This window comes from Vibrio sp. V31_P5A7T61 (assembly GCF_009904895.1).
Classification (GTDB): Bacteria; Pseudomonadota; Gammaproteobacteria; order Enterobacterales; family Vibrionaceae; genus Vibrio; species Vibrio metschnikovii.
The window spans coordinates 1-26,392 of record NZ_WXWI01000050.1; the positions used below are offsets into that span (position 1 = coordinate 1).

The 26,392-nt window shown below is 44.9% G+C and carries 20 protein-coding genes, 2 tRNA genes and 1 pseudogene; 7 read left to right on the forward strand and 16 right to left on the reverse strand.

What is annotated here, in order from left to right:
• Nucleotides 1–27: 27 nt before the first annotated feature.
• The 3 genes from CAG58_RS10815 to orn all read right to left on the reverse strand — a co-directional run bounded on the left by CAG58_RS10815 (nucleotide 28) and on the right by orn (nucleotide 1,018).
• Nucleotides 28–104, reverse strand: a tRNA-Met gene (locus CAG58_RS10815).
• Between the two features lie 78 nt (nucleotides 105–182).
• Nucleotides 183–258: transfer RNA gene (locus CAG58_RS10820), tRNA-Gly, on the reverse strand.
• A gap of 214 nt (nucleotides 259–472) precedes the next feature.
• A complete protein-coding gene (orn, locus tag CAG58_RS10825; RefSeq protein WP_154169347.1) occupies nucleotides 473–1,018 on the reverse strand; it encodes an oligoribonuclease in 546 nt (181 codons plus the stop codon).
• A gap of 140 nt (nucleotides 1,019–1,158) precedes the next feature.
• Between orn and rsgA the strand changes: the two genes are divergently transcribed.
• The 6 genes from rsgA (at nucleotide 1,159) to CAG58_RS10855 (ending at nucleotide 9,179) form a co-directional block, all read left to right on the forward strand.
• On the forward strand, nucleotides 1,159–2,223 hold the full coding sequence (rsgA, locus tag CAG58_RS10830) for a small ribosomal subunit biogenesis GTPase RsgA (RefSeq protein ID WP_161426317.1): 1,065 nt from the start codon (nucleotides 1,159–1,161) through the stop codon (nucleotides 2,221–2,223).
• Between the two features lie 94 nt (nucleotides 2,224–2,317).
• Nucleotides 2,318–3,175 carry an archaetidylserine decarboxylase gene (asd, locus tag CAG58_RS10835; protein WP_154169351.1) on the forward strand — a complete coding sequence of 286 codons (858 nt, stop codon included), beginning with the start codon at nucleotides 2,318–2,320 and terminating at the stop codon, nucleotides 3,173–3,175.
• A gap of 204 nt (nucleotides 3,176–3,379) precedes the next feature.
• Nucleotides 3,380–4,795 (forward strand): SLC13 family permease, encoded by a 1,416-nt coding sequence (locus tag CAG58_RS10840; RefSeq protein ID WP_158137733.1) that lies wholly within the window; start codon nucleotides 3,380–3,382, stop codon nucleotides 4,793–4,795.
• Nucleotides 4,796–4,981: 186 nt separating this feature from the next.
• Nucleotides 4,982–6,514 carry a 2,3-bisphosphoglycerate-independent phosphoglycerate mutase gene (gpmM, locus tag CAG58_RS10845; protein WP_161439743.1) on the forward strand — a complete coding sequence of 511 codons (1,533 nt, stop codon included), beginning with the start codon at nucleotides 4,982–4,984 and terminating at the stop codon, nucleotides 6,512–6,514.
• A 182-nt stretch (nucleotides 6,515–6,696) separates the two neighbouring features.
• Entirely contained in the window at nucleotides 6,697–7,923 is a 1,227-nt protein-coding gene (locus CAG58_RS10850; protein ID WP_161426319.1) for a DEAD/DEAH box helicase, read from the forward strand.
• 131 nt (nucleotides 7,924–8,054) lie between these two features.
• On the forward strand, nucleotides 8,055–9,179 hold the full coding sequence (locus CAG58_RS10855; protein ID WP_161426320.1) for a murein hydrolase activator EnvC family protein: 1,125 nt from the start codon (nucleotides 8,055–8,057) through the stop codon (nucleotides 9,177–9,179).
• A gap of 25 nt (nucleotides 9,180–9,204) precedes the next feature.
• Here CAG58_RS10855 and CAG58_RS10860 read toward each other — a convergent pair whose 3' ends face one another.
• From CAG58_RS10860 to nudC, 4 genes are all read right to left on the reverse strand, one after another.
• Nucleotides 9,205–10,164: a DHH family phosphoesterase gene (locus CAG58_RS10860; RefSeq protein WP_161426321.1), complete on the reverse strand. Its 960-nt coding sequence runs from the start codon at nucleotides 10,162–10,164 to the stop codon at nucleotides 9,205–9,207.
• A gap of 152 nt (nucleotides 10,165–10,316) precedes the next feature.
• Complete coding sequence (locus tag CAG58_RS10865; protein ID WP_158144353.1) at nucleotides 10,317–10,967, reverse strand: TetR/AcrR family transcriptional regulator; 651 nt, start codon at nucleotides 10,965–10,967, stop codon at nucleotides 10,317–10,319.
• Between the two features lie 117 nt (nucleotides 10,968–11,084).
• Complete coding sequence (gene hemE, locus CAG58_RS10870; RefSeq protein WP_158144354.1) at nucleotides 11,085–12,149, reverse strand: uroporphyrinogen decarboxylase; 1,065 nt, start codon at nucleotides 12,147–12,149, stop codon at nucleotides 11,085–11,087.
• Nucleotides 12,150–12,411: 262 nt separating this feature from the next.
• A complete protein-coding gene (nudC, locus tag CAG58_RS10875; protein WP_154169361.1) occupies nucleotides 12,412–13,212 on the reverse strand; it encodes an NAD(+) diphosphatase in 801 nt (266 codons plus the stop codon).
• A 182-nt stretch (nucleotides 13,213–13,394) separates the two neighbouring features.
• Here nudC and CAG58_RS10880 point away from each other — a divergent pair, with 182 nt between their 5' ends.
• Nucleotides 13,395–13,883 carry an Rsd/AlgQ family anti-sigma factor gene (locus tag CAG58_RS10880; RefSeq protein WP_040905865.1) on the forward strand — a complete coding sequence of 163 codons (489 nt, stop codon included), beginning with the start codon at nucleotides 13,395–13,397 and terminating at the stop codon, nucleotides 13,881–13,883.
• 121 nt (nucleotides 13,884–14,004) lie between these two features.
• Here the strand turns inward: CAG58_RS10880 and rpoC are convergent, their stop codons facing one another.
• The 9 genes and pseudogenes from rpoC to tuf all read right to left on the reverse strand — a co-directional run.
• Entirely contained in the window at nucleotides 14,005–18,207 is a 4,203-nt protein-coding gene (gene rpoC / locus CAG58_RS10885) for a DNA-directed RNA polymerase subunit beta' (protein WP_158137721.1), read from the reverse strand.
• A gap of 100 nt (nucleotides 18,208–18,307) precedes the next feature.
• On the reverse strand, nucleotides 18,308–22,336 hold the full coding sequence (gene rpoB / locus CAG58_RS10890; protein ID WP_115152679.1) for a DNA-directed RNA polymerase subunit beta: 4,029 nt from the start codon (nucleotides 22,334–22,336) through the stop codon (nucleotides 18,308–18,310).
• Between the two features lie 240 nt (nucleotides 22,337–22,576).
• Nucleotides 22,577–22,942 (reverse strand): 50S ribosomal protein L7/L12, encoded by a 366-nt coding sequence (gene rplL / locus CAG58_RS10895; RefSeq protein ID WP_004397645.1) that lies wholly within the window; start codon nucleotides 22,940–22,942, stop codon nucleotides 22,577–22,579.
• 59 nt (nucleotides 22,943–23,001) lie between these two features.
• Nucleotides 23,002–23,496 carry a 50S ribosomal protein L10 gene (rplJ, locus tag CAG58_RS10900; protein WP_072671278.1) on the reverse strand — a complete coding sequence of 165 codons (495 nt, stop codon included), beginning with the start codon at nucleotides 23,494–23,496 and terminating at the stop codon, nucleotides 23,002–23,004.
• A 271-nt stretch (nucleotides 23,497–23,767) separates the two neighbouring features.
• Nucleotides 23,768–24,469, reverse strand: coding sequence for a 50S ribosomal protein L1 (gene rplA / locus CAG58_RS10905; RefSeq protein ID WP_004397647.1), 702 nt, complete (start codon nucleotides 24,467–24,469; stop codon nucleotides 23,768–23,770).
• A 4-nt stretch (nucleotides 24,470–24,473) separates the two neighbouring features.
• Nucleotides 24,474–24,902 carry a 50S ribosomal protein L11 gene (gene rplK / locus CAG58_RS10910; protein WP_004397648.1) on the reverse strand — a complete coding sequence of 143 codons (429 nt, stop codon included), beginning with the start codon at nucleotides 24,900–24,902 and terminating at the stop codon, nucleotides 24,474–24,476.
• Nucleotides 24,903–25,032: 130 nt separating this feature from the next.
• Entirely contained in the window at nucleotides 25,033–25,581 is a 549-nt protein-coding gene (gene nusG, locus CAG58_RS10915) for a transcription termination/antitermination protein NusG (protein ID WP_004397649.1), read from the reverse strand.
• 12 nt (nucleotides 25,582–25,593) lie between these two features.
• A complete protein-coding gene (gene secE, locus CAG58_RS10920) occupies nucleotides 25,594–25,974 on the reverse strand; it encodes a preprotein translocase subunit SecE (RefSeq protein WP_004397650.1) in 381 nt (126 codons plus the stop codon).
• Nucleotides 25,975–26,214: 240 nt separating this feature from the next.
• Nucleotides 26,215–26,392 (reverse strand): annotated as a pseudogene (gene tuf / locus CAG58_RS10925) (elongation factor Tu); the annotation flags it as partial.

Below are 26,392 nucleotides of genomic sequence, written 5' to 3' on the forward strand. Positions count from 1 at the left end.
CGTTAAGCACGATAAAGGCTATCTGTTTGGTTGCGGGGGCCGGATTTGAACCGACGACCTTCGGGTTATGAGCCCGACGAGCTACCAGGCTGCTCCACCCCGCGTCCGTATTACTCACCGTTAAGCACGATGTCAGCTTTGTAACTTTATTGTTTTATCGCCATCGGCAATAAAAGCAAATCTGGAGCGACACACGAGGTTCGAACTCGTGACCTCAACCTTGGCAAGGTTGCGCTCTACCAACTGAGCTAGTGTCGCATCAACAACGTTTTGTGCTGTTCAGGGCTGCGAATTATAAGTGCATTTTTTTGTGATGCAAGTAGTTAAAGCAAAAAAAATCATTTTTCTTTTCGTATGACGATAAAAAAAACCACTTAAACAAAAAACACACAGATCCAGACGAAGTTACAACCATTCAATTAAAGAAAAGCGGTCAACCATACCGCCCTTCACCGCTCGATAGTTAGGATTATTAAATTTTGAAAACGTGAGAACGATAAAATTTAAGCTCGGCGATAGATTCTCGAATATCATCTAAGGCAAGATGAGTTCCTTGTTTACTGAATCCCGCAGCAATCTCAGGCTGCCAACGACGAGTCAGTTCCTTGATAGTGCTCACATCAATACAACGATAATGAAAATACACTTCTAGCTCTGGCATATGTCGGTAAAGAAAACGTCGATCTTGACCAACGCTATTTCCACAAATCGGTGAAGCACCAGCAGGAACCCAGTGTTGTAAGAAATCAATCGTCTGTTCTATCGCTTGAACTTCATTGATCGAACTGCGGCGCACTCGGTCCACTAGCCCGCTATGGGTATGGGTACGAGTACACCACTCATCCATTTTTTGTAACTCGGTTTCGGATTGATGAATAGCTAACACCGGTCCTTCTGCCAATACATTCAGTTGACTATCGGTAACAATGGTTGCTATTTCAATGATCTTATGGACATCAGGGTCTAACCCGGTCATCTCCAGATCAATCCAAATCAAGTTTTGATCGCTAAAAGACATATAATTAAGTGCCTATAGGGGTTTGCCAATAAAAAAGGTACTATAACCTAAATCTCCCTAACCACGATACCGCTGTGCAGCGCACAGTGATAAATTGAGTTAGGCATCGTTCTAAGTTAAAAAACTTAAAGTGAAAAAACGTGACAAAGAAGAAAAAACTCACTAAAGGCCAAGTGCGCCGAGTTAGAAATAACCAGCACCGTAAGTTAAAACAAGAAGACTCCGTACAGTGGGACGAATCGATGCTGGAAAATGCCAAATCCGGTCTAGTGATCACGCGATTTGGTCAACATGCAGATATTGAAGACCCCGATACAAAGATCGTTCATCGATGTAATTTACGTCGCGGAATCGAAAGTTTGGTGTGTGGCGATCAAGTCATTTGGCGCCCTGGCGTAGAAACTCTTGCTGGAATTTCAGGCGTGGTCGAAGCGGTAGAGCCTCGCAGCTCAGTTCTGACTCGTCCGGATTATTACGATGGTTTAAAACCCGTCGCGGCTAATGTTGAGCAAATGATCATTGTCTCTTCTGTCTTACCTGAATTATCGCTGAATATCATCGATCGTTACTTAATTGCTGCAGAAACACTATCTATCGCTCCTGTCATCGTTCTTAATAAAGTCGATTTACTCAGTGAAGCGCAGCGGACAAATTATCAACAGCAATTGGTCGCTTACCAAGAAATTGGCTATGACGTCATTTTTGTCAGTAAAGAAAGTGGCGAAAATATCGCGTTATTAGAGAGTAAGTTAAGTCATAAGATTAATATCTTTGTCGGTCAATCCGGTGTAGGAAAATCAAGCTTAGTCAATGCTTTGATGCCTCAACTCGGCATCATTGCTGAAGAGGGTAAAATCTCTGAGAACTCAGGGCTTGGACAGCATACCACGACCGCAGCTCGCTTATATCACATCCCATCGGGTGGCGATTTGATTGACTCTCCGGGCATTCGTGAGTTTGGTTTATGGCACTTAGCCGCAGAGGAAGTGACCAAAGCTTATGTAGAATTTCGTCCCTATTTAGGTGGATGTAAATTTCGTGACTGTAAACATGGTGATGACCCGGGTTGCTTACTGAGAGAAGCCGTAGAAAACGGTAAAATCAGCGCACAACGCTTTGATAACTATCACCGTATTATTGAGAGCATGTCGGAAAATAAAGCCAATCGACAATATTCTCGCAATAAAAAATCAGACCAACAATAAATACTCACAGACGAACAGAGTCTGATGACACGCGGATTATTTTTCAGTACCATTTCGCGCCAAAATAAAGATGATAGATTGGAAATAACATACGATGGATAAATTTAAAGTTAGGCTGCAATATTGGCTGCCACAACATGCTTTAACCCGTTTAGTCGGTAAACTCGCGTCAGCGAAGGCAGGTAGTCTAACCACCGCCATCATTCGCTGGTTTATTAAACAATACAATGTCAACATGAGTGAAGCGTTACATTCCGATCCAAAACACTTTGCGACATTTAACGAATTTTTTGTCCGTGAGTTAAAGCCTGGCCTACGCCCCGTTGTCGATGACGAAGCGACACTCGTTCATCCAGCCGACGCTTGCGTCAGTCAATTCGGCCCAATAACTGACGGCCAACTGATTCAAGCAAAAGGCCATCATTATTCTGCTCAAGCACTGCTTGGGGGGGATGCAAAACTGGCTGAAGAGTTTCGTGATGGTGAGTTTGCCACTCTCTACCTATCACCACGAGATTATCACCGAGTGCATATGCCATGTGATGGTACATTACGACAAATGATCTATGTGCCTGGCGATCTATTTTCTGTTAACCCGCTGACCGCAGAGAATGTGCCCAATTTGTTTGCCCGTAACGAACGGGTTGTTTGTATTTTTGATACCGAATTTGGTCCACTGGCTCAAGTACTGGTCGGTGCAACGATTGTTGGCAGTATCGAGATGATATGGGCAGGAACCATGACTCCACCGCGCGGTAATACCGTGTATCGTTGGGATTATCCAGCAGAAGGTGTTAATGCTATCCAGTTGAAAAAAGGCCAAGAGATGGGTCGATTTAAGTTGGGATCAACCGTTATCAATCTATTTGCGAAACAACAGATTCGTTTCGATAGTAGCATGCAGTTAAATACGCCAACCCTGCTCGGTTCTGCTTACGCCCACAAAGCCTAATCAAGTTCCTCCTTATTTTCAACGCGTTAAATGCAATATAGGCACCATTTTTATCACTAAAAGTGGTGCCTATGTTTGTTCTGAGCCGATCTTTCCGCTGATGAACTGTGTCTAAGCTAACAATTTTCCACTCCCTATTACGATTTTTTCATAGCAATGCTTTACCCTAGATGACATTCGGATATTTTTGCAAAGGACGCTCTTATGTCAACGTTATCGACCGGGTTACTGACTCGGCTAGCAATCTGTTTTTTGATTCCTGTCGGTGTACTCTTACTGCCCATCGACATCATTCCTATTGATGAATTGACACTCGTTCAGCATCGTTTGCTGGCTATTTTTTTACTCGCGGCTCTACTCTGGGTCTTAGAACCGGTACCCGTTTTTGCTACTTCTATTCTGATCATCGCTTTATTATTAATTATGATTTCAGACAAGGGGTTACATTGGTTCCGCTCCCCAATTGAACAACATGAGGTCGGGCATTTAATCCCTTACACTGACATTCTTGGTGCCTTCTCTTCACCGATCATTATTCTGTTTATGGGTGGATTCGCCTTAGCGATCGCGGCGTCAAAATATCAACTGGATAACAACTTAGCACGGGTATTACTGCGCCCGTTTGGTCATCAACCTAAATTTATTATGCTTGGATTGATGCTCATCACCTCCGTATTCTCGATGTTCATGTCAAATACGGCTACGACAGTAATGATGTTAGCTCTACTTGGCCCCATCGTCGCCTCTGCGCCGAAAGGGGAGCTAGGCATTAAAGCTTTGGTGCTATCCATTCCGATTGCTGCGAATACAGGAGGCATCGCGACGCCGATTGGTACACCACCGAATGCGATTGCTTTACAGTATTTAACGGGAGAGAACAGCATAGACTTTCTATCTTGGATGATGATGGGCTTACCCTTTGTGATTGTTCAATTAACCATTGCTTGGTTTTTATTGCAGTATTTATTTCCCTCATCACAACAACAAATGACGCTAAAATTGCAGGGAACATTTCAACGATCTTGGCGAGCAATCGTCGTCTACATCACTTTTGCAACGACGATTTTATTGTGGATGAGTACCGCTCTGCATGGCATGAATACTTATGTGGTCTCGATCATTCCACTAGCTGTATTTACGTTAACAGGCATTATGGGTAAAGAAGAACTCAAGCAAATTAACTGGGACGTATTATGGCTAGTGGCAGGGGGGATTGCGATCGGTATTGGGTTAGAACATACCGGACTTGCCGTTGCCTTAGCCCATGCCATTGACTATGAAAGCTTATCACCGATGTTCATCGTCATTTCGCTATCGATGGTCTGCTGGCTAATGGCGAACTTCATGTCCAATACGGCAACAGCAAACTTATTAATGCCAATTGCTGCCGCTATTGGTGTCTCGATGTCCAGTTTAACGGAAATTGGTGGTCTACAAGGGTTATTGGTCGTGGTCGCGTTCTCCGCTTCTTTAGGCATGATCCTTCCAGTCTCAACACCGCCTAACTCATTAGCTTACTCCACAGGCTTAATTGAAAGTAAAGATATGGCTAAAACCGGTTTAATTCTTGGACTCGTAGGATTATGTATTGTGTATTTGGCCACTTGGGCGTTAACTTAATGAGAGCGTAACATCAATCGATTGCCGCAGAGAGAAGCAAAAACAACGAATGTTGATCCATAGACAACATTCTTCTGATTGATAGGCAGAATCATTGATCTTAACCTACTGCAAAGCGGAGAAAGTGTAGTAAAATTACGCTAGTTTTTTATTTCTCATTACCATGAATTTGACGAGGTTATAATTATGTCTGCTAAGAAGCCTATGGCTCTAGTGATTCTTGACGGTTGGGGCTACCGTGAAGATAACACCAGCAACGCGATCAACAATGCGCACACACCCGTACTTGATGCGTTGATGGAAAATCATCCTCATACTCTTATTTCTGCTTCTGGCATGGATGTGGGTCTACCTGACGGTCAAATGGGAAACTCTGAAGTTGGCCATACCAACATCGGCGCTGGCCGTATCGTTTATCAAGACTTAACTCGAATCACAAAATCAATTGCTGATGGAGAATTCCAACACAACGAAGCGATTGTGAATGCGATTGATAAAGCGGTAGCCGAAGGCAAAGCGGTTCACCTGATGGGATTGATGTCGCCAGGTGGCGTGCACTCTCACGAAGACCATATCTATGCGGCAGTAGAGCTAGCCGCCGCTCGTGGCGCAGAGAAAATTTACCTACACTGCTTCCTTGACGGACGTGATACCCCACCACGCAGTGCTGAGGGTTCATTGGCACGTTTCCAAGACCTATTTAGCAAACTCGGTAAAGGACGCATCGCTTCTCTTATCGGTCGTTATTATGCCATAGACCGTGATAATAACTGGGATCGCGTTCAGCAAGCTTATGACTTATTAACTCAAGCTAAAGCAGAGTTCACCTATGACTCTGCCGTTGCTGGCCTTAATGCCGCTTATGCGCGTGAAGAAAACGATGAGTTCGTCAAAGCCACAGAAATTCGTAGCGCAGATCAAGAATCAGCAGCCATGCAAGATGGTGATGCGGTACTATTTTTAAACTATCGTGCTGACCGTGCTCGTGAAATCACCCGCACGTTTGTCGCCGATTTTGATGGTTTCACTCGTCAAGTGTTCCCTAATGTCAATTTCGTGATGCTAACTCAGTATGCGGCCGATATTCCACTAGCGACCGCTTTCCCACCAGCATCGCTAGAAAACACTTATGGTGAATGGCTTTCTAAAGCGGGCAAAACTCAGCTGCGTATTTCAGAAACAGAGAAGTACGCCCACGTGACCTTCTTCTTTAACGGTGGCGCAGAAAACGAGTTTCCTGGTGAAGAGCGCCAGCTAGTGGCCTCTCCAAAAGTCGCGACTTACGATCTTCAACCAGAAATGAGCTCCAAAGAACTCACCGATAAACTGGTTGCAGCGATTAAATCCGGTCAATACGATGCGATCGTTTGTAACTATCCAAATGGTGATATGGTCGGCCATACTGGTGTTTATGAAGCGGCGGTTAAAGCTTGTGAAGCGGTCGATGAATGTATTGGCCGAGTGGTTGAAGCGATTAAAGAAGTCGATGGTCAGTTGCTCATCACCGCAGACCACGGTAACGCTGAAATGATGATTAACCCTGAAACCGGTGGCGTACATACGGCTCACACCAGTTTACCAGTACCGCTGATTTATGTCGGTAATAAATCAATTACTCTACAAGAGGGCGGTAAACTGTCGGATCTCGCACCAACCATGTTAGCGCTGGCTGACATGGAAATTCCCGCAGATATGTCAGGTAAAGTGCTTTATTCATAACGCTTGTTATTAGCGTACGATTTTTGAAGCATTGATCCCCTTAAATTCGCTATTTAAGGGGATTTTTTATCGATAGATTTTACTTAACGGTTGCTTACTTGGCATCGCTATCATCGTTAGTTGTCGCCAACGATGAATAGCTTTAGACTCAGACCACCGCTTTCCTCATCCATGATGTATTTATGACCTTTTCTGAGCTTAACTTAGCTTCTTCTCTACTTAGTGCACTGCCCGCTGAGTTACATACTCCGACCACAATCCAACAGTTGGCGATTCCTGTGATTTTATCTGGTCGTGATCTGCTCGCTCTCGCTCAAACGGGCAGCGGTAAAACCTTCGCTTATGGTTTACCGCTATTACAAAAAACACTCCCGATGACACCACACATTCAAACCTTGATCATCGTACCGACGCGTGAACTGGCAAGCCAAGTCAGTCAAGCGCTTGGCTTAATCGCCAAACCGATGAACATCGATGTGTGTCCACTTTGTGGAGGGGTTGACCAGCAATGGCAACAGGATCAATTAGCGCAAAACCCTCAGCTCATCGTTGCTACGCCAGGGCGATTATTGGATCTTATTGAGCAACAGATCATAAACTTATCATCGCTACAACATCTGGTACTGGATGAGGCTGACCGGCTATTAGAGATGGGATTTTGGCCAGATGTGCAGCGGATCATGGCCCATTTACCCGCTAAAAAACAAACCCTGCTATTTTCTGCAACCTTACTCCCCGAGCTTGAAGAAAAAGCCCTCCAGCCGTTAAACGATCCCATTAAGATCAGCGCTAATCTGCCGAATCAAACCGTGCCAGAGATTGATGAACAACTGTACTTGGTCAATAAAGGCAGCAAAGCACAAGTCTTGATTCATTTACTCAAACAACATCATTGGTCTCAAGTCTTGGTCTTTATTAGCGCTCGAGATAATGCAGACGCACTGGCCAAAAAACTCCTTAAAGCTGGAATTCGTGTTGCCGCACTCCATGGTAATAAAGATCAAACCGAGCGTGAGCAAATCTTGACTCAATTTAAACAGCAGAAAATTGAAGTGCTAATCGCAACCGATTTATTGGCAAGAGGCATTCATATTGAACAGCTTTCTGTGGTCATCAATTTTGATTTACCGCCAAGCCCGGCAGTGTATATTCACCGCGTTGGGCGAACCGCACGAGCTGGGCAAACAGGTCTCGCTCTCTCTTTAGTCTGTCATAATGAAAACGCGATCCTCGATGCCATTCGTCAACTGACTCAACGCCCTCTTGTGTTGCAGACGTTGGCCGATTTTCCCGTTACAGATCAACCCGCCACCACGGTGCCAAAACGTCAACCACGAGATAAACAAGCCAATCGACGGAGTGCCCAAAAGCGCAGTGTGAAACAGTTTCAACCGAAATCATCTCGCTAAACGCCGATCCTTAACGACAAATGAGCAGTATGACAAAAAACCGCACAAAGTTTACATTATGCTGCTCGCCTGATACGTGACTTTGAGTATACTGGGCATTCAACAATTTTAATGGTGATGATTGCCTAAACATGACGTTGTCTATTCTAAAACTTACTGTGCGATTATTGGCGGTCTGCTTAGCGATTACCACCTCATCAGGTGCTGCTTATGCCGCTTCGCAACAAGAGCTTTCTGGCGTCAAAAACGAAATCTCTCGTCAACAGCAGTCACTGAGCCAACGACAAAAAGAACTGGATCAATTACAGCGTTCACTTAGACAACAAGAGTTGTCTATCTCTCAGCTAGAAAATCAAATTAAAAATACCCAACGTGATGTCGTGACCGCTAATGACAATCTCGCCAATATTCAAAAAAACCGACTTGAGTTAGAACAGCAGCGCCAGCAACAGACCGAAAAACTCACTCAACTGTTACAGACGTACTATGTAACTCAGCGAGCACTGGCCAGCGGCGATCTCCTCAAAAGTGGCGTCGAGCAAGATAGAATTAGTCAGTATTATCAACATTTGGCCAAAGCGCGTACGGAAACCTTACGCAGTTTACAAACAACCCATCAAGCGCTCAACGAAAGTGAAAAGCAACTGCAGCGTGAGCGTGATCAAATCACCGCCCTATTGCAACAACAAACCGATAAGCGCGATAAGCTCGCCAGCACTCAAGCGGAGCGGCGTAAAACCGTCAATACCATTCAACAAAGTATCTCGGGTGATCAAGTTTATCTTGCCGAACTGCAACGCAATGAAACTCGCTTGAAAGCTGAAATCGCCAAAGCAGCGAAGCGTAATGCAGTACCGATGGATGGACTCGCTCAGCAAAAAGGTAAGCTACCCTGGCCACTGCAAGGTAACGTGTTGCACCAGTTTGGAGAGAAACAAACCGGTCAAGTCGATTGGAAAGGCATGGTGATCAGCGCCAATTATGGGCAAGCCGTCAAAGCTGTCTATCCGGGAACGGTCGTATTTGCGGAGTATTTACGTGGCTATGGATTAGTGATTTTACTTGACCACGGCAAAGGTGATATGACCTTATACGGTTATAACCAATCACTCATGAAAAAAGAGGGCGATAAGGTCGTTGCAGGTGATACGCTTGCCTTAGCCGGTGATACTGGTGGGCAATCTCGTCCCGCGTTGTACTTTGAAATTCGTCGTAATAGCCGAGCTGAAAACCCACGCCAATGGCTGAGACGATAAGTCTCACCAGCGCTATCGACGATGATTAATATCGATAATAAGTTTCGACCCTCTCTATCAGTTGGCTCAGTTGTGATTTGGCTAGACGATTTATCCCTCCCGCCGCTTCTCGCCCACCACCGCTAACAAACTGAGCACAAATGGCTCCTGCACCTTGTTTATTCGCTAAAGGAGCCCGTAATGACACGGTATAACTCTCACTGTCCGCTTCAGTCACGATCAAGTGAGCTTGGCTCGGTTGTTGATTGGCTAGCAGATTACCAAAGACACCACTGACTCGATGTGAGGCCGATTGATTGGGTAACACAAACACGCGTAATTCTCGACTTTGGTAATATGCTTCTAGGCTTTGTACTTGCGCCATGTCTTGCTGATAAGCCTGCTTGAGACGATGATAAGGGGAATGATGATCATCGATAAGCATAAAAGGACAAGGATAGTTCAATAAACTTCGCAGCAATTCTGCGGGATGAAAGTGCAAATCTTCCAATTGTTGCCCATAGCCGTTGTAATTGAGCAAAGTGCCGATTGACTGCAACTGCTCGGCTTGAAATGTCGTTAATCCAGCTTGTAATGCCAGTTGATTGGCGGTTGCGATCAAATTATCGCCATAAGCAGCGGCAATCGCCCAATGATGAAAACGGCCCGCCAGTAATCGATCAATAATCAATCCTGTACAAGTATTGGCACTTAAATCAATGTTCGCGGTTAAATGGGGATGGTTAGGGATATCACCGGATTGATGATGATCAGCATAAAAAACGCTTGCTCCCTCGGAGAGCTGGCGCTGTAAATCAAAGGCATTTTTCGCCATCGAAATATCCAGTACAGTCAGAGAATCACCAGGATTAACCGTTAGTTTTTTCAGTAACTGTATGTCACGCTTCACGCCAGTCACTAGCTGACTTTCGATAGGCTCGGCTAAGCGCAGTTGTAATAGCGCGATGATGCCATCAGCATCACCATTAAAAACATCATAGTGCATGGTTATTCACAGGGGTATTTAGCGGACATAAGCACACTTTATCTAAATCGGCCTATGATGAGTAAGATAAAAACGTTATATCTCCAAACTTATTACTCAGCATCGCTATAACAGCCGCAACCATATGGTAACCATTGAAAAGTCAACGCACTCTAACCATTGATGGTGCTGGCGTGCATGGCTCTGACACCTTCTTCTAATAATTGTAATTGTTCTAAACCTTGGGGGGTAGCATTAGGTTTCATCACTGAGATAATTTGTAGCATCCCCTGATGAATAACACGCTCGGTAATGGACGCGTTAGCCGACATCGCAGACTGATACGCCAACCAGCTTGAAGCGATCAAATGCAGCGTTGTCACTAGCTTTTTCATCTCTTGCTCATCAATCACCAGCAGCTGCATATCGATAAACACTTGCATAATATTAATCAAGTTCACTTGGAGCTTATCTTGAACTTGAATATACGATTGATGAAGCTCAGGATCGCGTTGCAAAATCTCCGGTAAATTGGCGTAGAAAAATCGATATTTCCACATCAAATTAAAAATAGAATCCAAATAATGTTTCAGCAGCGTTAAACTCTCATATTGCCCCTGCCAAGGGCTAAAACGCTCGATAAGTTCAGCCGAGTACCAAGCAAAAATTTCACGCACGATCTCTTGTTTATTACGAAAATGATAATAGAGATTACCGGGGCTAATGTCGATATGAGCCGCAATATGGTTGGTGGTGATCGGTCTTTCACCATGTTCATTAAACAAGGCTAATGCGGCATGAATTATTCGCTCTCGGGTTTTCATTGTCGAACCATAATCTTTAGTGGTGAATTTATCTCAGTATATACCAAACAAGATAAAGAGGCAGATAGGCCCACCTCTTCGCTATTCAAAGGAAAGCGGGCTCAATACTGAACCTTTTTATCGGTGATAAGGGGTCGAAAGTTGATGAACCGCATCGACAAACACTCCAGCATTCTCTGGTGGAACGTCTAAATGGATACCATGGCCTAAGTTAAACACATGACCACTACCGGTACCAAAACCCTCAAGAATACTTGCTACCTCTTGACGAATTCGCTGAGGGCTAGCATAAAGCATGGAAGGATCCATATTGCCTTGTAGCGCAACTTTATCACCCACTCGTGCTTTAGCATCAGCAATATTGATGGTCCAATCGAGTCCAATCGCATCACATCCCGTCGCCGCAATCAACTCAAGCCACATACCACCATTTTTGGTAAATAATGTAACAGGGACTCGTCTTCCTTCGTGCTCACGGATCAATCCATCAACAATTTTATGCATGTAATGCAGCGAAAACGACTGATAATCTCTTGGCGTTAATACGCCTCCCCAAGTATCGAAGACCATCACTGATTGCGCTCCAGCTTTAATCTGTGCATTCAAATACTCAATGACACTATTTGCCAATTTATCGAGTAACCGATGCAATAAAGCAGGTTCGGCATACATCATCTTTTTGATTTTGGTGAACGCTTTTGAACTTCCGCCTTCGACCATATAGGTTGCCAACGTCCAAGGGCTGCCAGAAAAACCAATCAAAGGTACTTCGCCTTGCAGATCTTTACGAATTTGGCGTACAGCATTCATCACATATTGCAGCTCGCCTTCTGGATCAGGTAAACCAATTTTATCCACATCCGCTTTACAAGTGATGGGGCGCTCGAACTTTGGCCCTTCACCGGCTTCAAAATACAAGCCTAAACCCATGGCATCAGGAATGGTTAAGATATCGGAAAACAAAATGGCAGCATCGAGTGAAAAACGGCGCAGCGGCTGTAAGGTAACTTCAGAAGCCAGCTCGGCATTTTTGCATAACGACATAAAATCGCCCGCTTGTGCACGTGTCGCTCGGTATTCTGGTAGATAGCGCCCCGCTTGACGCATCATCCATACTGGCGTGCAATCGACAGGTTGCTTGAGTAATGCACGCAAATAGCGGTCATTTTTTAATTCAGTCATGGCTTATTCCCATTTTTCTATCAAGCGGTAATCAATCGCTCATTCTAACATTGATTGACCAAGCATCGCAGAGTGCTTTGCAACCGAGATCAAGTTATTAACTTTTAAATCAATGCTTAAATTGCGTGCAAAAGCATTAACTGTTACAAATTTATTCGCTAGCGAAAACGATAATAATAGCTAGGCATTGAATGTCTAGCATCTCATAACGACATCTTACTTACCCCCTCCCTTGCGGAGGGTTTTTTTATGCCTGTTTTCTCTAAAAAGAATGACTGTCGATCTTATCATTCTTGGCTCGTATGTCGGTCAAGGTCTGTTCAATTAAAGCTCGAGCTATCGTTCCGTGTGGAGCAAGATCAGGTAAATGAGGTTCACTAAACCACTGCGCATCGGTCAGTTCTGAATAATCGGGGTTTAACTCACCTCCCGCATAATCGGCTAAAAAACCCATCATCATACTGGAAGGAAACGCCCAAGGTTGACTGGCCACATAGCGAATATTGTCGATAATAATCCCCGTTTCTTCTTGTACTTCACGCGCGACGCATTGCTCAAGGGTTTCTCCCACCTCTAAAAAACCGGCAATCACCGTATACATCCCACCGCGATGACGAGGGTGCTGAGCAAGTAAAATCTGATCATCTTTGCGAACCGCGACAATAATGCACGGAAAAATACGGGGATAATGTAAAGTGCGACATTCCTGACATTGCATCGCTAACTGATGATGATTGAGACGATTACGCCCACCACATTGTGAACAAAAACGCTGAGTTTGACTCATATGCCCATATTGAACCGCTTTGCTGGCGAGCAAAAATAGCGCTGAATCCATCGATAATAACGTCCGCAAATTCACCATTGGTAACTCATCAGCGATCTCTTGAGCATTTATCCAATAAACGGGGGCTTGGTTATGCTCACCAATCAATACCGCATACTCAATCGGTAATCGCCATTGCTGCGCACAACCAAAAGGGATGCTCCCATCAATGGTCCAGATCTCACTTCCTGAAACAACACACCAATAAGCGGCTTTTGCGTCACTGTTTTCTAACATACTCACTCCTGATTGCTTGCAGTTCAACCATTTTACTGGCAATCTAAATTCATACCAGAGTTTGTAGTCATTTGATTTTCAAACCTATAAATTCTCGTTAGGACAACAGGTTGTAGTACAACACTACAATGGGTGTGCAAGGAAAATCATCAATAAGATGATGAGATCATGAGGGCATGGTCATGCTAAATAAATTAAAGAAAACACAAGAGCAGTGGGGCGGATCCAGTGAAGTTATCGATCACTGGTTGGATAACCGTCAACATCTGATCGTTGAGTACTGCAAGCTTGCAGCACTACAGCCTTTAACTCCCGAATCCTCACTGAATGAGTTACCAGCGCCTAAAGCGTTGCACCGCTTTAGCCAAGAGCTGGTTGATTATATCTCCGAAGGCCATTTTAAAATTTATGATATGGTCATGCAAAAATGGCAAGCGACTGGTTTTAAAGCAACAGATGAAATCAACCAAACCTATGGAAAAATCGTCCAAACCAATGATGCCTTATTGGATTTTGCGGATAACTATGCCACTGTGGCTGATGACGATGATTTAGATAATCTCGATAATGATTTATCGATGGTTGGTGAAGTGCTTGAGTCGCGGTTTGCGTCTGAAGATTACCTGATTCAATTAATAGCAGACAGCCTTGCTATCCCACCAGGCGCATAAGCAAGCGTGAGCTTTCGCTTTTCATCTAAGTAAATTGAGTGAAAGCAGCGCAACATAATTGACCTGAAAAATGAGTTAAAAAAAGGCACCCGAAGGTGCCTTTTTTGATCATGCGATACGATTACTCGTCCGATGAAAAGCCAGCATTCAATAGCGCAGCAAGATTGTCCGTCGCTTGTTCCGCTGACGTACCTTCTTTTTGAGCTAGACGCTTCGCTTGGCGATCTTGGTGATACGCAAAACCGGTACCGGCAGGGATCAAACGACCAACGATTACGTTCTCTTTCAGACCACGTAAATCATCACGTTTACCCGATACCGCTGCTTCAGTCAGTACGCGCGTTGTTTCTTGGAACGACGCTGCTGAAATAAACGATTCGGTTGCCAGAGAGGCTTTGGTAATACCTAATAGTTCGCGTTCGAAACGAGCAGGTTCTTTACCATCAGCTTCCAATAAACGGTTAGCAATCTTAACTTGAGCGTACTCAATTTGCTCACCAGGTAAGAATTCCGAATCACCTGAATGGGTGATGGTACACTTACGTAGCATCTGACGAACAATCGTTTCAATATGCTTATCGTTTATCTTAACGCCTTGCAGACGGTAAACTTCCTGAACTTCGTTAGCAATGTATGAAGTCACGGCGTGGATACCACGTAGACGCAGAATATCATGCGGTGACTCTGGGCCATCAGCAATGACATCACCACGTTCAATGCGCTCACCTTCAAACACGTTGAGCTGACGATGCTTAGGAATCATCTCTTCATACACATCACCGCTATCGCGAGTGATCAGTAGACGACGCTTACCTTTAGTCTCTTTACCGAATGAAACAGTACCCGTATGCTCAGCAAGAATCGCAGGCTCTTTCGGCTTACGCGCTTCAAACAAGTCAGCTACGCGTGGTAGACCACCGGTGATATCTCGGTTACCGCCAGATTTTTGTGGAATACGTGCTAACGTGTCACCGATGTTCACTTCTGCGCCATCTTCGATGTTCACAATCGCCTTACCAGGTAAGAAATATTGCGCTGGCATATCAGTACCAGGAATCAATACATCTTTACCTTTCGCATCAACCAGTTTAATCGCAGGACGCATATCTTTACCTGCGGCTGGACGAGCGGCGGCATCGGTAACTTCACTTGAAGACAGACCCGTTAGATCATCAGTTTGACGAGAAACGGTTACACCATCAATCATATCCACGAACTGGATACGACCAGCCACTTCAGTGATGATAGGTAGTGTGTGCGCTTCCCAGTTAGCAATAACTTCACCGGCGTCAACAGCATCACCATCGGCTTTGCTTAATAACGAACCGTAAGGCAGTTTGTGCTTCTCTTTGGTACGACCAAATTCATCAATAATCGTCATCTCTGATGCACGCGAAGTGATCACCAGTTTACGATCTTTGTTGATCACGAATTTAGCGTTATGCAGCTTCACAGAACCTTTATTCTTCGCTTGAATACTGTTCTCTGCAGCGGCTGTTGATGCAGCACCACCGATGTGGAAAGTACGCATCGTTAACTGTGTACCTGGCTCACCGATAGATTGAGCCGCAATAACGCCGACGGCTTCACCTTGGTTAACCAAGTGACCACGAGCCAAGTCACGGCCATAACACAATGCACAACAACCAAAGTCAGCATCACAGGTTACGACAGAACGAACGCGGATACGGTCAACCGAGTTATCATTAATGATCTGACACCATTTTTCATCCAGTAAGGTATTACGTGGAATCAAGACTTCTTCAGTACCAGGCTTAATAATATCTTCTGCAACAACACGTCCAAGCGCTAACTCAGTCAGAGCAACTTTAACGTCACCACCCTCGATATGAGGCATCATATCAACGCCTTCATGGGTGCCACAGTCGTGTTCAGTAACCACTACGTCCTGTGCTACGTCAACCAAACGACGAGTCAGATAACCTGAGTTTGCCGTTTTCAATGCGGTATCGGCTAGACCCTTACGCGCACCGTGGGTTGAGATAAAGTACTGAAGTACGTTCAGACCTTCTTTAAAGTTTGCGGTGATTGGCGTTTCAATGATCGAACCATCTGGACGAGCCATCAGACCACGCATACCCGCTAACTGACGAATCTGAGCCGCAGAACCACGTGCGCCTGAGTCGGCCATCATGTAAATGCTGTTGAAAGACTCTTGACGCTCTTCCACACCATCACGGTTAATGACTAACTCAGAAGAGAGGTTTTCCATCATTGCTTTCGCAACGCGATCATTGGTTGATGCCCAAATATCGATCACTTTGTTATAGCGCTCACCGGCTGTCACTAGACCAGATTGGAACTGCTCTTGAATTTCGCGCACTTCTTCTTCTGCATCAGCAATTTCCGTGTATTTAGCCGCAGGAACAACCATGTCATCGATACCTACCGATACGCCAGACAATGCCGCATAAGCAAAACCGGTGTACATGATTTGGTCAGCAAAAATAACCGTGTCTTTCAGACCAAGCTTACGATACGCTTCGTTGAGCAAGTTAGAAATTTGCTTTTTACCTAACTTTTGGTTGACGATGCTATAAGGCAAGCCTGTCGGTACGATCTGCCACAACATGGCACGACCAATCGTTGTATCGACCAATTGGGTGTTAGTAGTGCTGTGACCATCTTCATCAACGACCGTTTCGGTAATACGTACTTTAACTCGCGCATGGAGTTCCGCGTTCTTAGTGCGATATGCCTTTTCAGCCTCTTCAGGGCCAGCAAGGTACATACCTTCACCTTTCGCATTGATCTTTTCACGAGTCATGTAATACAGACCCAATACAACGTCCTGAGAAGGAACGATGATCGGATCGCCCGATGCTGGCGACAGAATGTTGTTCGTCGACATCATCAGCGTACGCGCTTCAAGCTGTGCTTCTAGAGTTAGAGGCACGTGTACCGCCATTTGGTCACCATCGAAGTCCGCGTTATACGCCGCACACACGAGTGGATGCAACTGAATCGCTTTACCTTCAATAAGAACGGGCTCAAACGCTTGAATACCCAAACGGTGCAGTGTTGGTGCACGGTTGAGTAGCACTGGGTGTTCACGGATCACTTCATCCAAGATATCCCAAACGACGGCTTCTTCACGCTCAACCATCTTCTTAGCCGCTTTAATCGTCGTTGCTAGGCCACGAGTTTCAAGTTTGCTATAGATAAATGGTTTAAATAGTTCAAGTGCCATCTTCTTAGGAAGACCACACTGATGTAGACGTAAGTATGGACCAACGGTAATAACCGAACGGCCAGAGTAGTCTACACGTTTACCCAGTAGGTTCTGACGGAAACGACCCTGTTTACCCTTGATCATATCAGCAAGAGATTTCAGAGGACGCTTGTTAGAACCAGTAATAGCACGACCACGACGACCGTTATCTAATAGTGCATCCACCGACTCTTGTAACATACGTTTTTCGTTACGTACGATGATATCTGGTGCAGCAAGCTCAAGTAGACGCTTCAAACGGTTGTTACGGTTGATCACGCGACGATACAGATCGTTCAGATCCGACGTAGCAAAACGTCCACCATCTAGTGGAACGAGAGGGCGAAGATCTGGCGGCAGTACTGGCAAGACTGTCAGGATCATCCATTCAGGTTTGTTACCTGAAGAGAGGAACGCCTCAACCAGCTTCAAACGTTTGGTCAATTTCTTACGCTTGGTTTCAGAGTTAGTCGTTTCTAACTCTTCACGCATTTGCTCAGTTTCAACCTGTAGATCCATTGAAGACAAAAGATCTTTAATTGCTTCTGCGCCCATCTTAGCGGTAAATTCATCACCCCACTCTTCAAGACGATCCAAATACTCTTCTTCTGTGAGCATTTGTCCTCTTTCAAGATCAGTCATGCCTGGCTCAGTCACTACGTACATTTCGAAGTAAAGAACACGTTCGATATCACGTAATGGCATATCCATCAGCAAACCGATACGAGACGGTAGTGATTTTAAAAACCAAATGTGTGCGACAGGTGAAGCCAGCTCGATGTGGCCCATACGGTCACGACGAACTTTAGTCTGGGTTACTTCAACGCCACACTTCTCACAAATCACACCACGGTGTTTCAGACGCTTATATTTGCCACAAAGACACTCGTAGTCTTTTACCGGACCAAAAATACGCGCACAGAAAAGACCATCACGCTCAGGCTTGAACGTACGATAGTTGATGGTCTCAGGTTTTTTCACTTCACCAAATGACCATGAACGGATCATATCTGGAGAAGATAGACCGATTTTGATTGCATCAAATTCTTCGGTCTTATGCTGTGCTTTTAGAAAGTTTAATAAGTCTTTCACAATCAGCTCCTGTAAGGAGTTAAAAGGGCCCGCTGCTTAATGTAGCGAGCGCCTTCCTACCAGAAAACCAGTTAGGTCCCCCAAAGGGGAACCTTAAGGTTTACTCTTCGTCTTCTAGCTCGATGTTGATACCTAGCGAGCGAATCTCTTTCAACAATACGTTGAACGATTCAGGCATACCAGGTTCCATCGCGTGGTTACCGTCTACAATGTTCTTATACATCTTCGTACGGCCGTTAACGTCATCAGACTTAACGGTAAGCATTTCTTGTAACGTGTAAGCGGCACCGTAGGCTTCTAGTGCCCACACTTCCATCTCACCAAAACGCTGACCACCGAACTGTGCTTTACCACCCAGAGGTTGCTGAGTAACCAAGCTATAAGAACCAGTTGAACGGGCATGCATCTTATCATCCACTAAGTGGTTCAATTTCAGCATGTACATATAACCAACCGTAACCGGACGCTCAAAGGCATCTCCCGTACGACCATCAAACAGAGTTAACTGTCCTGAAGTCGGCAGGTCGGCCAATTGCAACATCTCTTTAATAGACGCTTCATTCGCACCATCAAAGACTGGAGTCGCAACCGTTAAGCCATTGCGTAGGTTATTGGCTAAAGTACGCACTTCATCATCAGATAAAGCCGCGATGTCAACCGACTGACGAGTCTCGCCAAGGTCGTAAACCTTTTGTAGGAACTCACGCAGCTTCGCTAGCTCTTGTTGTTCCTTGATCATCTGGTTGATCTTATCGCCGATACCTTTGGCCGCGAGACCTAAGTGAACTTCCAAGATCTGACCAATGTTCATCCGCGATGGTACACCTAGTGGGTTCAGTACGATATCGACTGGCTGACCATTCTCATCATATGGCATGTCTTCCACAGGGTTGATCTTCGAGATAACACCTTTGTTACCATGACGACCCGCCATCTTATCACCCGGCTGGATGCGACGCTTAACCGCTAAGTAAACTTTTACGATCTTAAGAACGCCAGGTGCTAAATCATCACCTTGAGTGATCTTGCGACGTTTAGTTTCAAACTTCTTATCAAAGTCAGCTTTTAGCTCATCCCACTGCTCAGCAAGCTGTTCAAGTTGGTTTTGTAGCTCCTCGTCTTCCAAGGTTTGCTCTAACCATTTCTTGCGCTCAATAGAATCAAGCTTCGCGTCCGAGTAACCACCAGCAACAAGTACAGAACGAACACGTGCTAATAGACCACCTTCAAGAATCTGGAACTCTTCAGTTAGGTCTTTTTTAGCTTCTTTCAGCTGCATGTGCTCAATTTCAAGCGCACGCTTGTCTTTCTCTACACCATCGCGCGTGAAAACTTGTACGTCAATAACCGTACCAGCCACTGAATTTGGAACGCGTAATGAGGTATCTTTAACGTCAGAAGCTTTCTCACCGAAGATAGCACGTAATAGCTTCTCTTCTGGAGTGAGCTGAGTTTCACCTTTTGGTGTTACTTTACCCACAAGGATGTCGCCACCCTTAACTTCTGCACCGATATAAACGATACCTGACTCATCAAGTTTAGATAATGCCGCTTCACCAACGTTGGGAATATCCGCCGTGATCTCTTCGGCACCAAGCTTAGTATCACGAGCCACACAAGACAGTTCTTGAATGTGGATGGTGGTAAAGCGGTCATCTTGAACAACGCGCTCTGAAACTAAGATTGAGTCTTCGAAGTTATAACCGTTCCAAGGCATGAACGCGATACGCATGTTCTGGCCTAGTGCTAGCTCACCTAAATCAGTAGATGGACCATCTGCCAATACATCACCACGCCCCACAGGTTCACCAGGCATCACACAAGGACGCTGGTTAATACAGGTGTTTTGGTTCGAACGGGTATATTTGGTTAAGTTATAGATATCAATACCAGCTTCGCCAGGAATTAACTCTTCTTCATTAACCTTAACCACGATACGAGATGCATCAACCGACTGGATAACACCGCCACGATTCGCAACCACAGTTACACCAGAGTCAACAGCTACATTGCGCTCAATACCCGTACCAACAAATGGCTTTTCAGCACGTAGTGTCGGTACTGCTTGACGTTGCATGTTTGCACCCATCAAAGCACGGTTCGCATCATCGTGTTCTAGGAACGGAATCAAAGATGCAGCTATCGATACCACTTGGTTAGTCGCAACGTCCATGTAATCAACATGTTCGCGCGGGTGAAGACCTGATTCACCTTTCTGACGAGCAGTGATCAGTTCATCAGCAAAACGGCTATCATCAGTAAGCTTGGCGTTTGCCTGAGCAATAACAAATTGGCCTTCTTCAATCGCTGATAAATAATCAACTTCATCAGTCACAACACCATCGACAACTCGACGGTATGGTGTTTCAAGGAAGCCATATTCATTACAACGAGCAAAAGCAGACAAAGAGTTGATTAGACCGATGTTTGGACCTTCTGGTGTTTCGATTGGACATAAACGACCATAGTGGGTTACGTGTACGTCACGAACTTCGAAACCAGCACGTTCACGAGTCAAACCACCCGGACCTAAAGCAGAAATACGACGCTTATGCGTGACTTCTGATAGCGGGTTGTTCTGATCCATAAACTGAGACAGTTGTGAAGAACCAAAGAATTCTTTTACTGCAGCAGAAATTGGTTTGGCATTGATCAAGTCTTGTGGCATCACGTTATCGAGATCGCCTAAGCTTAGACGCTCTTTTACTGCGCGTTCAACACGGACTAGACCAACACGGAATTGGTTTTCTGCCATTTCGCCAACACTACGAATACGACGGTTACCAAGATGGTCGATATCATCAACCTCCCCTTTACCGTTACGAATCGCGATGAGCTTTTTCATCACTTCGATGATATCAGTTTCATCGAGTGTGCCTTGCTCTTCTGCGTCTGTACGCTCAATAGAACTATTGAACTTCATACGACCTACGGTTGATAAGTCATAACGCTCAGGAGAGAAGAATAAACTTTCGAATAGCGCTTCAGCCGCTTCTTTCGTTGGCGGCTCGCCAGGGCGCATCATGCGGTAGATTTCAACTAACGCCGAAATTCGGTCTGAGGTACTGTCAACACGTAGTGTTTCAGACATGAACGGACCGTTATCAAGATCGTTAGTAAAGAGAACTTCCAGCTTTTTGTAACCCGCTTGAGATAAATGAGCGAGTACTTCCAAAGTAACTTCTTGGTTAGCGGCAAGGATCACTTCACCCGTCGCTTCATTGATGTAGTCTTTGGCTGAAATCTTGCCGACAATATAATCAACAGGAACTTCAATAAAACTGACTTCATCTTTTTCAAGCTGACGAATATGACGCGCAGTGACACGACGACCTTTTTCGACATAAACCTTACCATTAGATTCAATATCAAACGTTGCCGTTTCACCACGTAAACGTTCAGGCACCAACTCCATCATCAGAGTTTGGTCTTTGACTTCAAACTTCACTTTGTCAAAGAAGGTGTCTAGAACTTGTTCTGTGGTTTTACCTAGCGCACGCAAAATAATTGACGCAGGCAGCTTACGACGACGGTCAATACGTACGTATAGGTTATCTTTAGGATCGAACTCAAAGTCGAGCCATGAACCACGGTAAGGGATCACGCGTGCGTTATAAAGCACTTTACCAGAAGAGTGGGTTTTACCCTTATCGCTGTCGAAGAACACGCCTGGGCTTCGGTGCAGCTGGGATACGATAACCCGCTCAGTACCATTAATGACAAAGGTACCATTATCTGTCATGAGTGGAATTTCACCCATGTAGACTTCTTGTTCTTTAATATCTTTAACCGTGCCTGCTGGCGCGTCTTTGTCAAAGATCACTAGGCGTAATTTTACGCGTAGAGGTTTAGAATAAGTTACACCACGGATTTGACATTCTTTAACGTCAAAAACTGGCTCACCAAGACGGTAGCTAACGTATTGCAGCTCTGAATTGCCGTTGTAGCTCTGGATTGGAAATACAGAACGAAAAGCAGCTTCAAGACCGTATTGCCCTTCTGGATCCTGTTCGATAAATTTTTCGAACGAATCAAGCTGGATCGATAGCAGGTATGGAATGTCCAATACTTGTGGACGAGTACCAAAGTCCTTACGGATGCGCTTTTTCTCGGTATAAGAGTAAACCATGGGGTTCCTCAGCTCGCTGATAAGTGACCCAAACTGTCCGCCTTTATTAAAAGGGGTAGGACAGTGACTAAATCGCTGTTTACTGTAGTGGCATCTCGTATCGTTATGATTTAGATGCTTTTTGCAAGAATATGGAACGCTTAAACAGCGGGAAAATTCGTCCATACCCTACAGCGCAAAAAGGCTGGTGGTCAATAAACCACCAGCCATTAGCCTTTCGGCTAAGGAATTAAGTAATAATTACTTAACTTCAACAGTTGCACCAGCTTCTTCTAGCTGAGCTTTAAGAGCGTCAGCTTCAGCTTTGTCGATGCCTTCTTTTAGAGGTGCTGGAGCGCCGTCAACTAGAGCTTTAGCTTCTTTTAGGCCAAGACCAGTTGCGCCACGTACTGCTTTGATTACAGCAACTTTGTTTGCGCCAGCAGCAGTTAGAATTACGTCGAATTCAGTTTGCTCTTCAACTTCAGCAGCAGCAGCGCCGCCAGAAACTACTGCAGCTGCAGCAGAAACACCGAACTTCTCTTCCATAGCAGAGATAAGTTCAACAACTTGCATTACAGACATTTCTGCAATAGCGTCTAGGATTTGCTCGTTAGTAATAGACATAACAATTCTCTTTTAAGTCAACAATAAGTTTATTTAGCAACCAATAAAAAGCAAGGCAATTAAGCCGCTGTAGCTTCTTTTTGATCGCGGATAGCAGCGATAGTACGCGCCAGCTTGCCAGCAGAAGCTTCTTTCATGCACATCATTAGGCGTGCAATTGCTTCGTCGTAAGTTGGTAGTGTCGCTAGTACTTCAGCGTCAGTAATTACGCCTTCAAATGCAGCTGCTTTGATCTCAAATGCTTTGTTCTCTTTAGCGAAGTCTTTAAAAAGACGCGCTGCAGCACCTGGGTGCTCGTTAGAGAATCCGATCAAAGTAGGACCTACGAATACGTCTTTCAGACATTCGTAAGCTGTGCCTTCTACAGCGCGACGTGCTAGAGTATTACGAACAACTCTCAGGTAAACACCCGCTTCACGCGCTTGTTTACGTAGAGAAGTCATCGCGCCTACTTGAACGCCACGAGAGTCAGCAACAACTGCAGAAAGTGCACCACTGGCCGCTTCGTTGACTTCAGCAACAATTGCTTTTTTGTCTTGAAGATTTAAAGCCATCTTGGATTGCTCCTGGTTGTCGTTACACCACTCACTATTATCACAACAGTGAGAGATTATTAGGTGCAGTCCCAGAAGAAAGGTAACTTATAAAAATAAGAGCTTTCTGTCAGTTCGGGCACCATCTACGTAGGTTTTATTAAGTTATCTAACTGATAACGCCTACGGTCTTGGACGGAGACTGTGTCATAGTTCAAAGAACCAAAGTTCAGCCCCAACCACAAATATTAGGCGCAAAATTATACATAAATTTCGCGCCTAAGCAAAGGAATTATATTTTAGTGTTCAGCGTTAACTGATCAACAGCAACACCTGCACCCATCGTCGTAGAGATGCTTACTTTCTTCACGTAAGTACCTTTCGCTGATGATGGTTTTGCTTTCTTAAGCGCAACAAGCAGAGCTTCTAAGTTCTCTTGCAGTTGGTTAGCTTCGAAAGTCACTTTGCCGATAGTGCTGTGGATAATACCGTTCTTGTCATTACGGTAACGAACCTGGCCTGCTTTCGCATTTTTTACTGCTTCAGCAACGTTAGGAGTTACAGTACCAACTTTCGGGTTTGGCATTAGACCACGAGGACCAAGAATGGTACCCAATTGACCAACAACACGCATTGCATCTGGAGAAGCAATCACAACGTCGAAGTTCATTTCACCTTTTTTCACTTGCTCAGCAAGATCTTCCATACCCACTAGGTCTGCACCAGCAGCTTTAGCCGCTTCAGCATTAGCACCTTGAGTGAATACTGCAACGCGAACGTCACGACCAGTACCGTGTGGTAGTACAGTTGCACCACGTACGTTTTGGTCAGATTTACGAGCATCGATACCGAGGTTCACAGCAACATCTACAGATTCAACAAATTTAGCTGTCGCTAGTTCTTTAAGAAGAGCAACTGCTTCGTTGATTTCGTATTCTTTTGTTGCGTCAACTTTTTCACGAATTGTACGCATGCGCTTAGTTAATTTTGCCATGATCTTAACCCTCTACCACTAGGCCCATTGAACGAGCAGTACCCGCAATAGAACGTTTCATCGCTTCAATATCAGCACCAGTCATATCAGCAGCTTTTAGTTCTGCGATTTCTTGGATTTGTGCGTCAGTGATCGTACCCACTTTTTCAGTGTTTGGACGACCAGAACCAGACTTAAGGCCAGCCGCTTTCTTAAGTAGAACTGCTGCAGGAGGAGTCTTAGTGATGAACGTAAAAGAACGGTCGCTGTATACAGTGATAACAACTGGAGTTGGTAGACCTTTCTCCATTGATTCTGTTTTTGCGTTGAACGCTTTACAGAATTCCATGATGTTAACACCTTTTTGACCTAGAGCAGGACCAACTGGTGGACTTGGGTTCGCCATACCAGCTGCAACTTGCAACTTGATATAAGCTTCAACTTTCTTAGCCATGATATTTCCTAATGATTGGGTGCAAACGCTAATATATTTATCAGCTCCCCAGTTTTACATAATGCCGGTAAAAAGGCGCGAAATTATAATCTTATCTCACGCTTTTCACAAGACTTAAATAGATGCTATTTTAATCAAGTTTTTCTACTTGACCAAATTCGAGTTCAACTGGCGTTGCACGACCAAAGATAGAGACCGACACTTTCAGGCGACTTTTATCGTAATCGGTCTCTTCTACCGTACCATTGAAATCAGCAAATGGACCTTCTGTAACACGGACCACTTCACCAACCTCAAACATCGTTTTCGGACGTGGAGCTTCACTCGCTTTTTCTAAACGGTTCAAGATCGCATCGGCTTCTTTATCAGTAATTGGTGCTGGTCTATCCGAAGTGCCACCAATGAAGCCCATTACACGAGGAACACTACGTACCAAATGCCATGACTCATCATTCATAACCATTTGTACCAGCACGTAACCTGGGAAGAATTTACGTTCGCTCTTGCGACGTTGGCCTGCGCGCATCTCCACCACTTCTTCCGTTGGAACCAGCACTTCACCAAAGTGCTCTTCCATCGCATGCATTTTTATATGCTCACGAAGTGATTGAGCGACACGACCTTCAAACCCAGAAAAGGCTTGAACGACATACCAGCGTTTTTTTGGAGCTTCACTCATGTATTAAACCCTCTATACTCCAGTCACAAAAGACACTAGACGAACCATAATTCCATCAATGCCCCAAAGTGCTAAAGCCATTACAATACTTACAGCTAACACGATTAATGTTGTTTGCATGGTTTCTTGACGCGTAGGCCACACCACTTTACGAACCTCCATCCGAGATTCGCGTGCAAAAACAATCGCAGCTTGACCTTTTACTGTGGTTGCCGCAACGCCAAGAGCGCCGGCAATTAACACAATGACACCTGCAGCACGTGCGACTACAGACCACTCACCATACAGGTAATTACCTACAACAGCAGCGGCCAACAATACGAAGGTAATGACCCACTTCAACGTATCTAGCGCATTTGAGCTATCAGGAGTTTCAGCATTATTAGCTTTCATAAACCAACCTGTCACAAGTCTTACTATAGACGACAACAGCCCCGCTGTTGCAGGGCAAATCCATTTCATCAGCTACACGGCTGATATACTGATTTTGACCAAGAAATAGTCTCGGCCCCTAAATTTCATGCTAGCGCTTGATGATAAAACAAACAAAGTGACTAACTGTGTAGAAAAAGGGCATCAAATGATGCCCTTTTTGCTACTGGATAGTCAAATCATTCTTCACAGAAACTGTGATTAAGCGATAACTTTAGCTACAACACCAGCGCCTACTGTACGGCCACCTTCACGGATAGCAAAACGTAGACCTTCGTCCATCGCGATTGGTGCAATTAGCTCTACAACCATCTTGATGTTGTCGCCTGGCATTACCATCTCTACGCCTTCTGGTAGAGAAATGTCACCAGTTACGTCC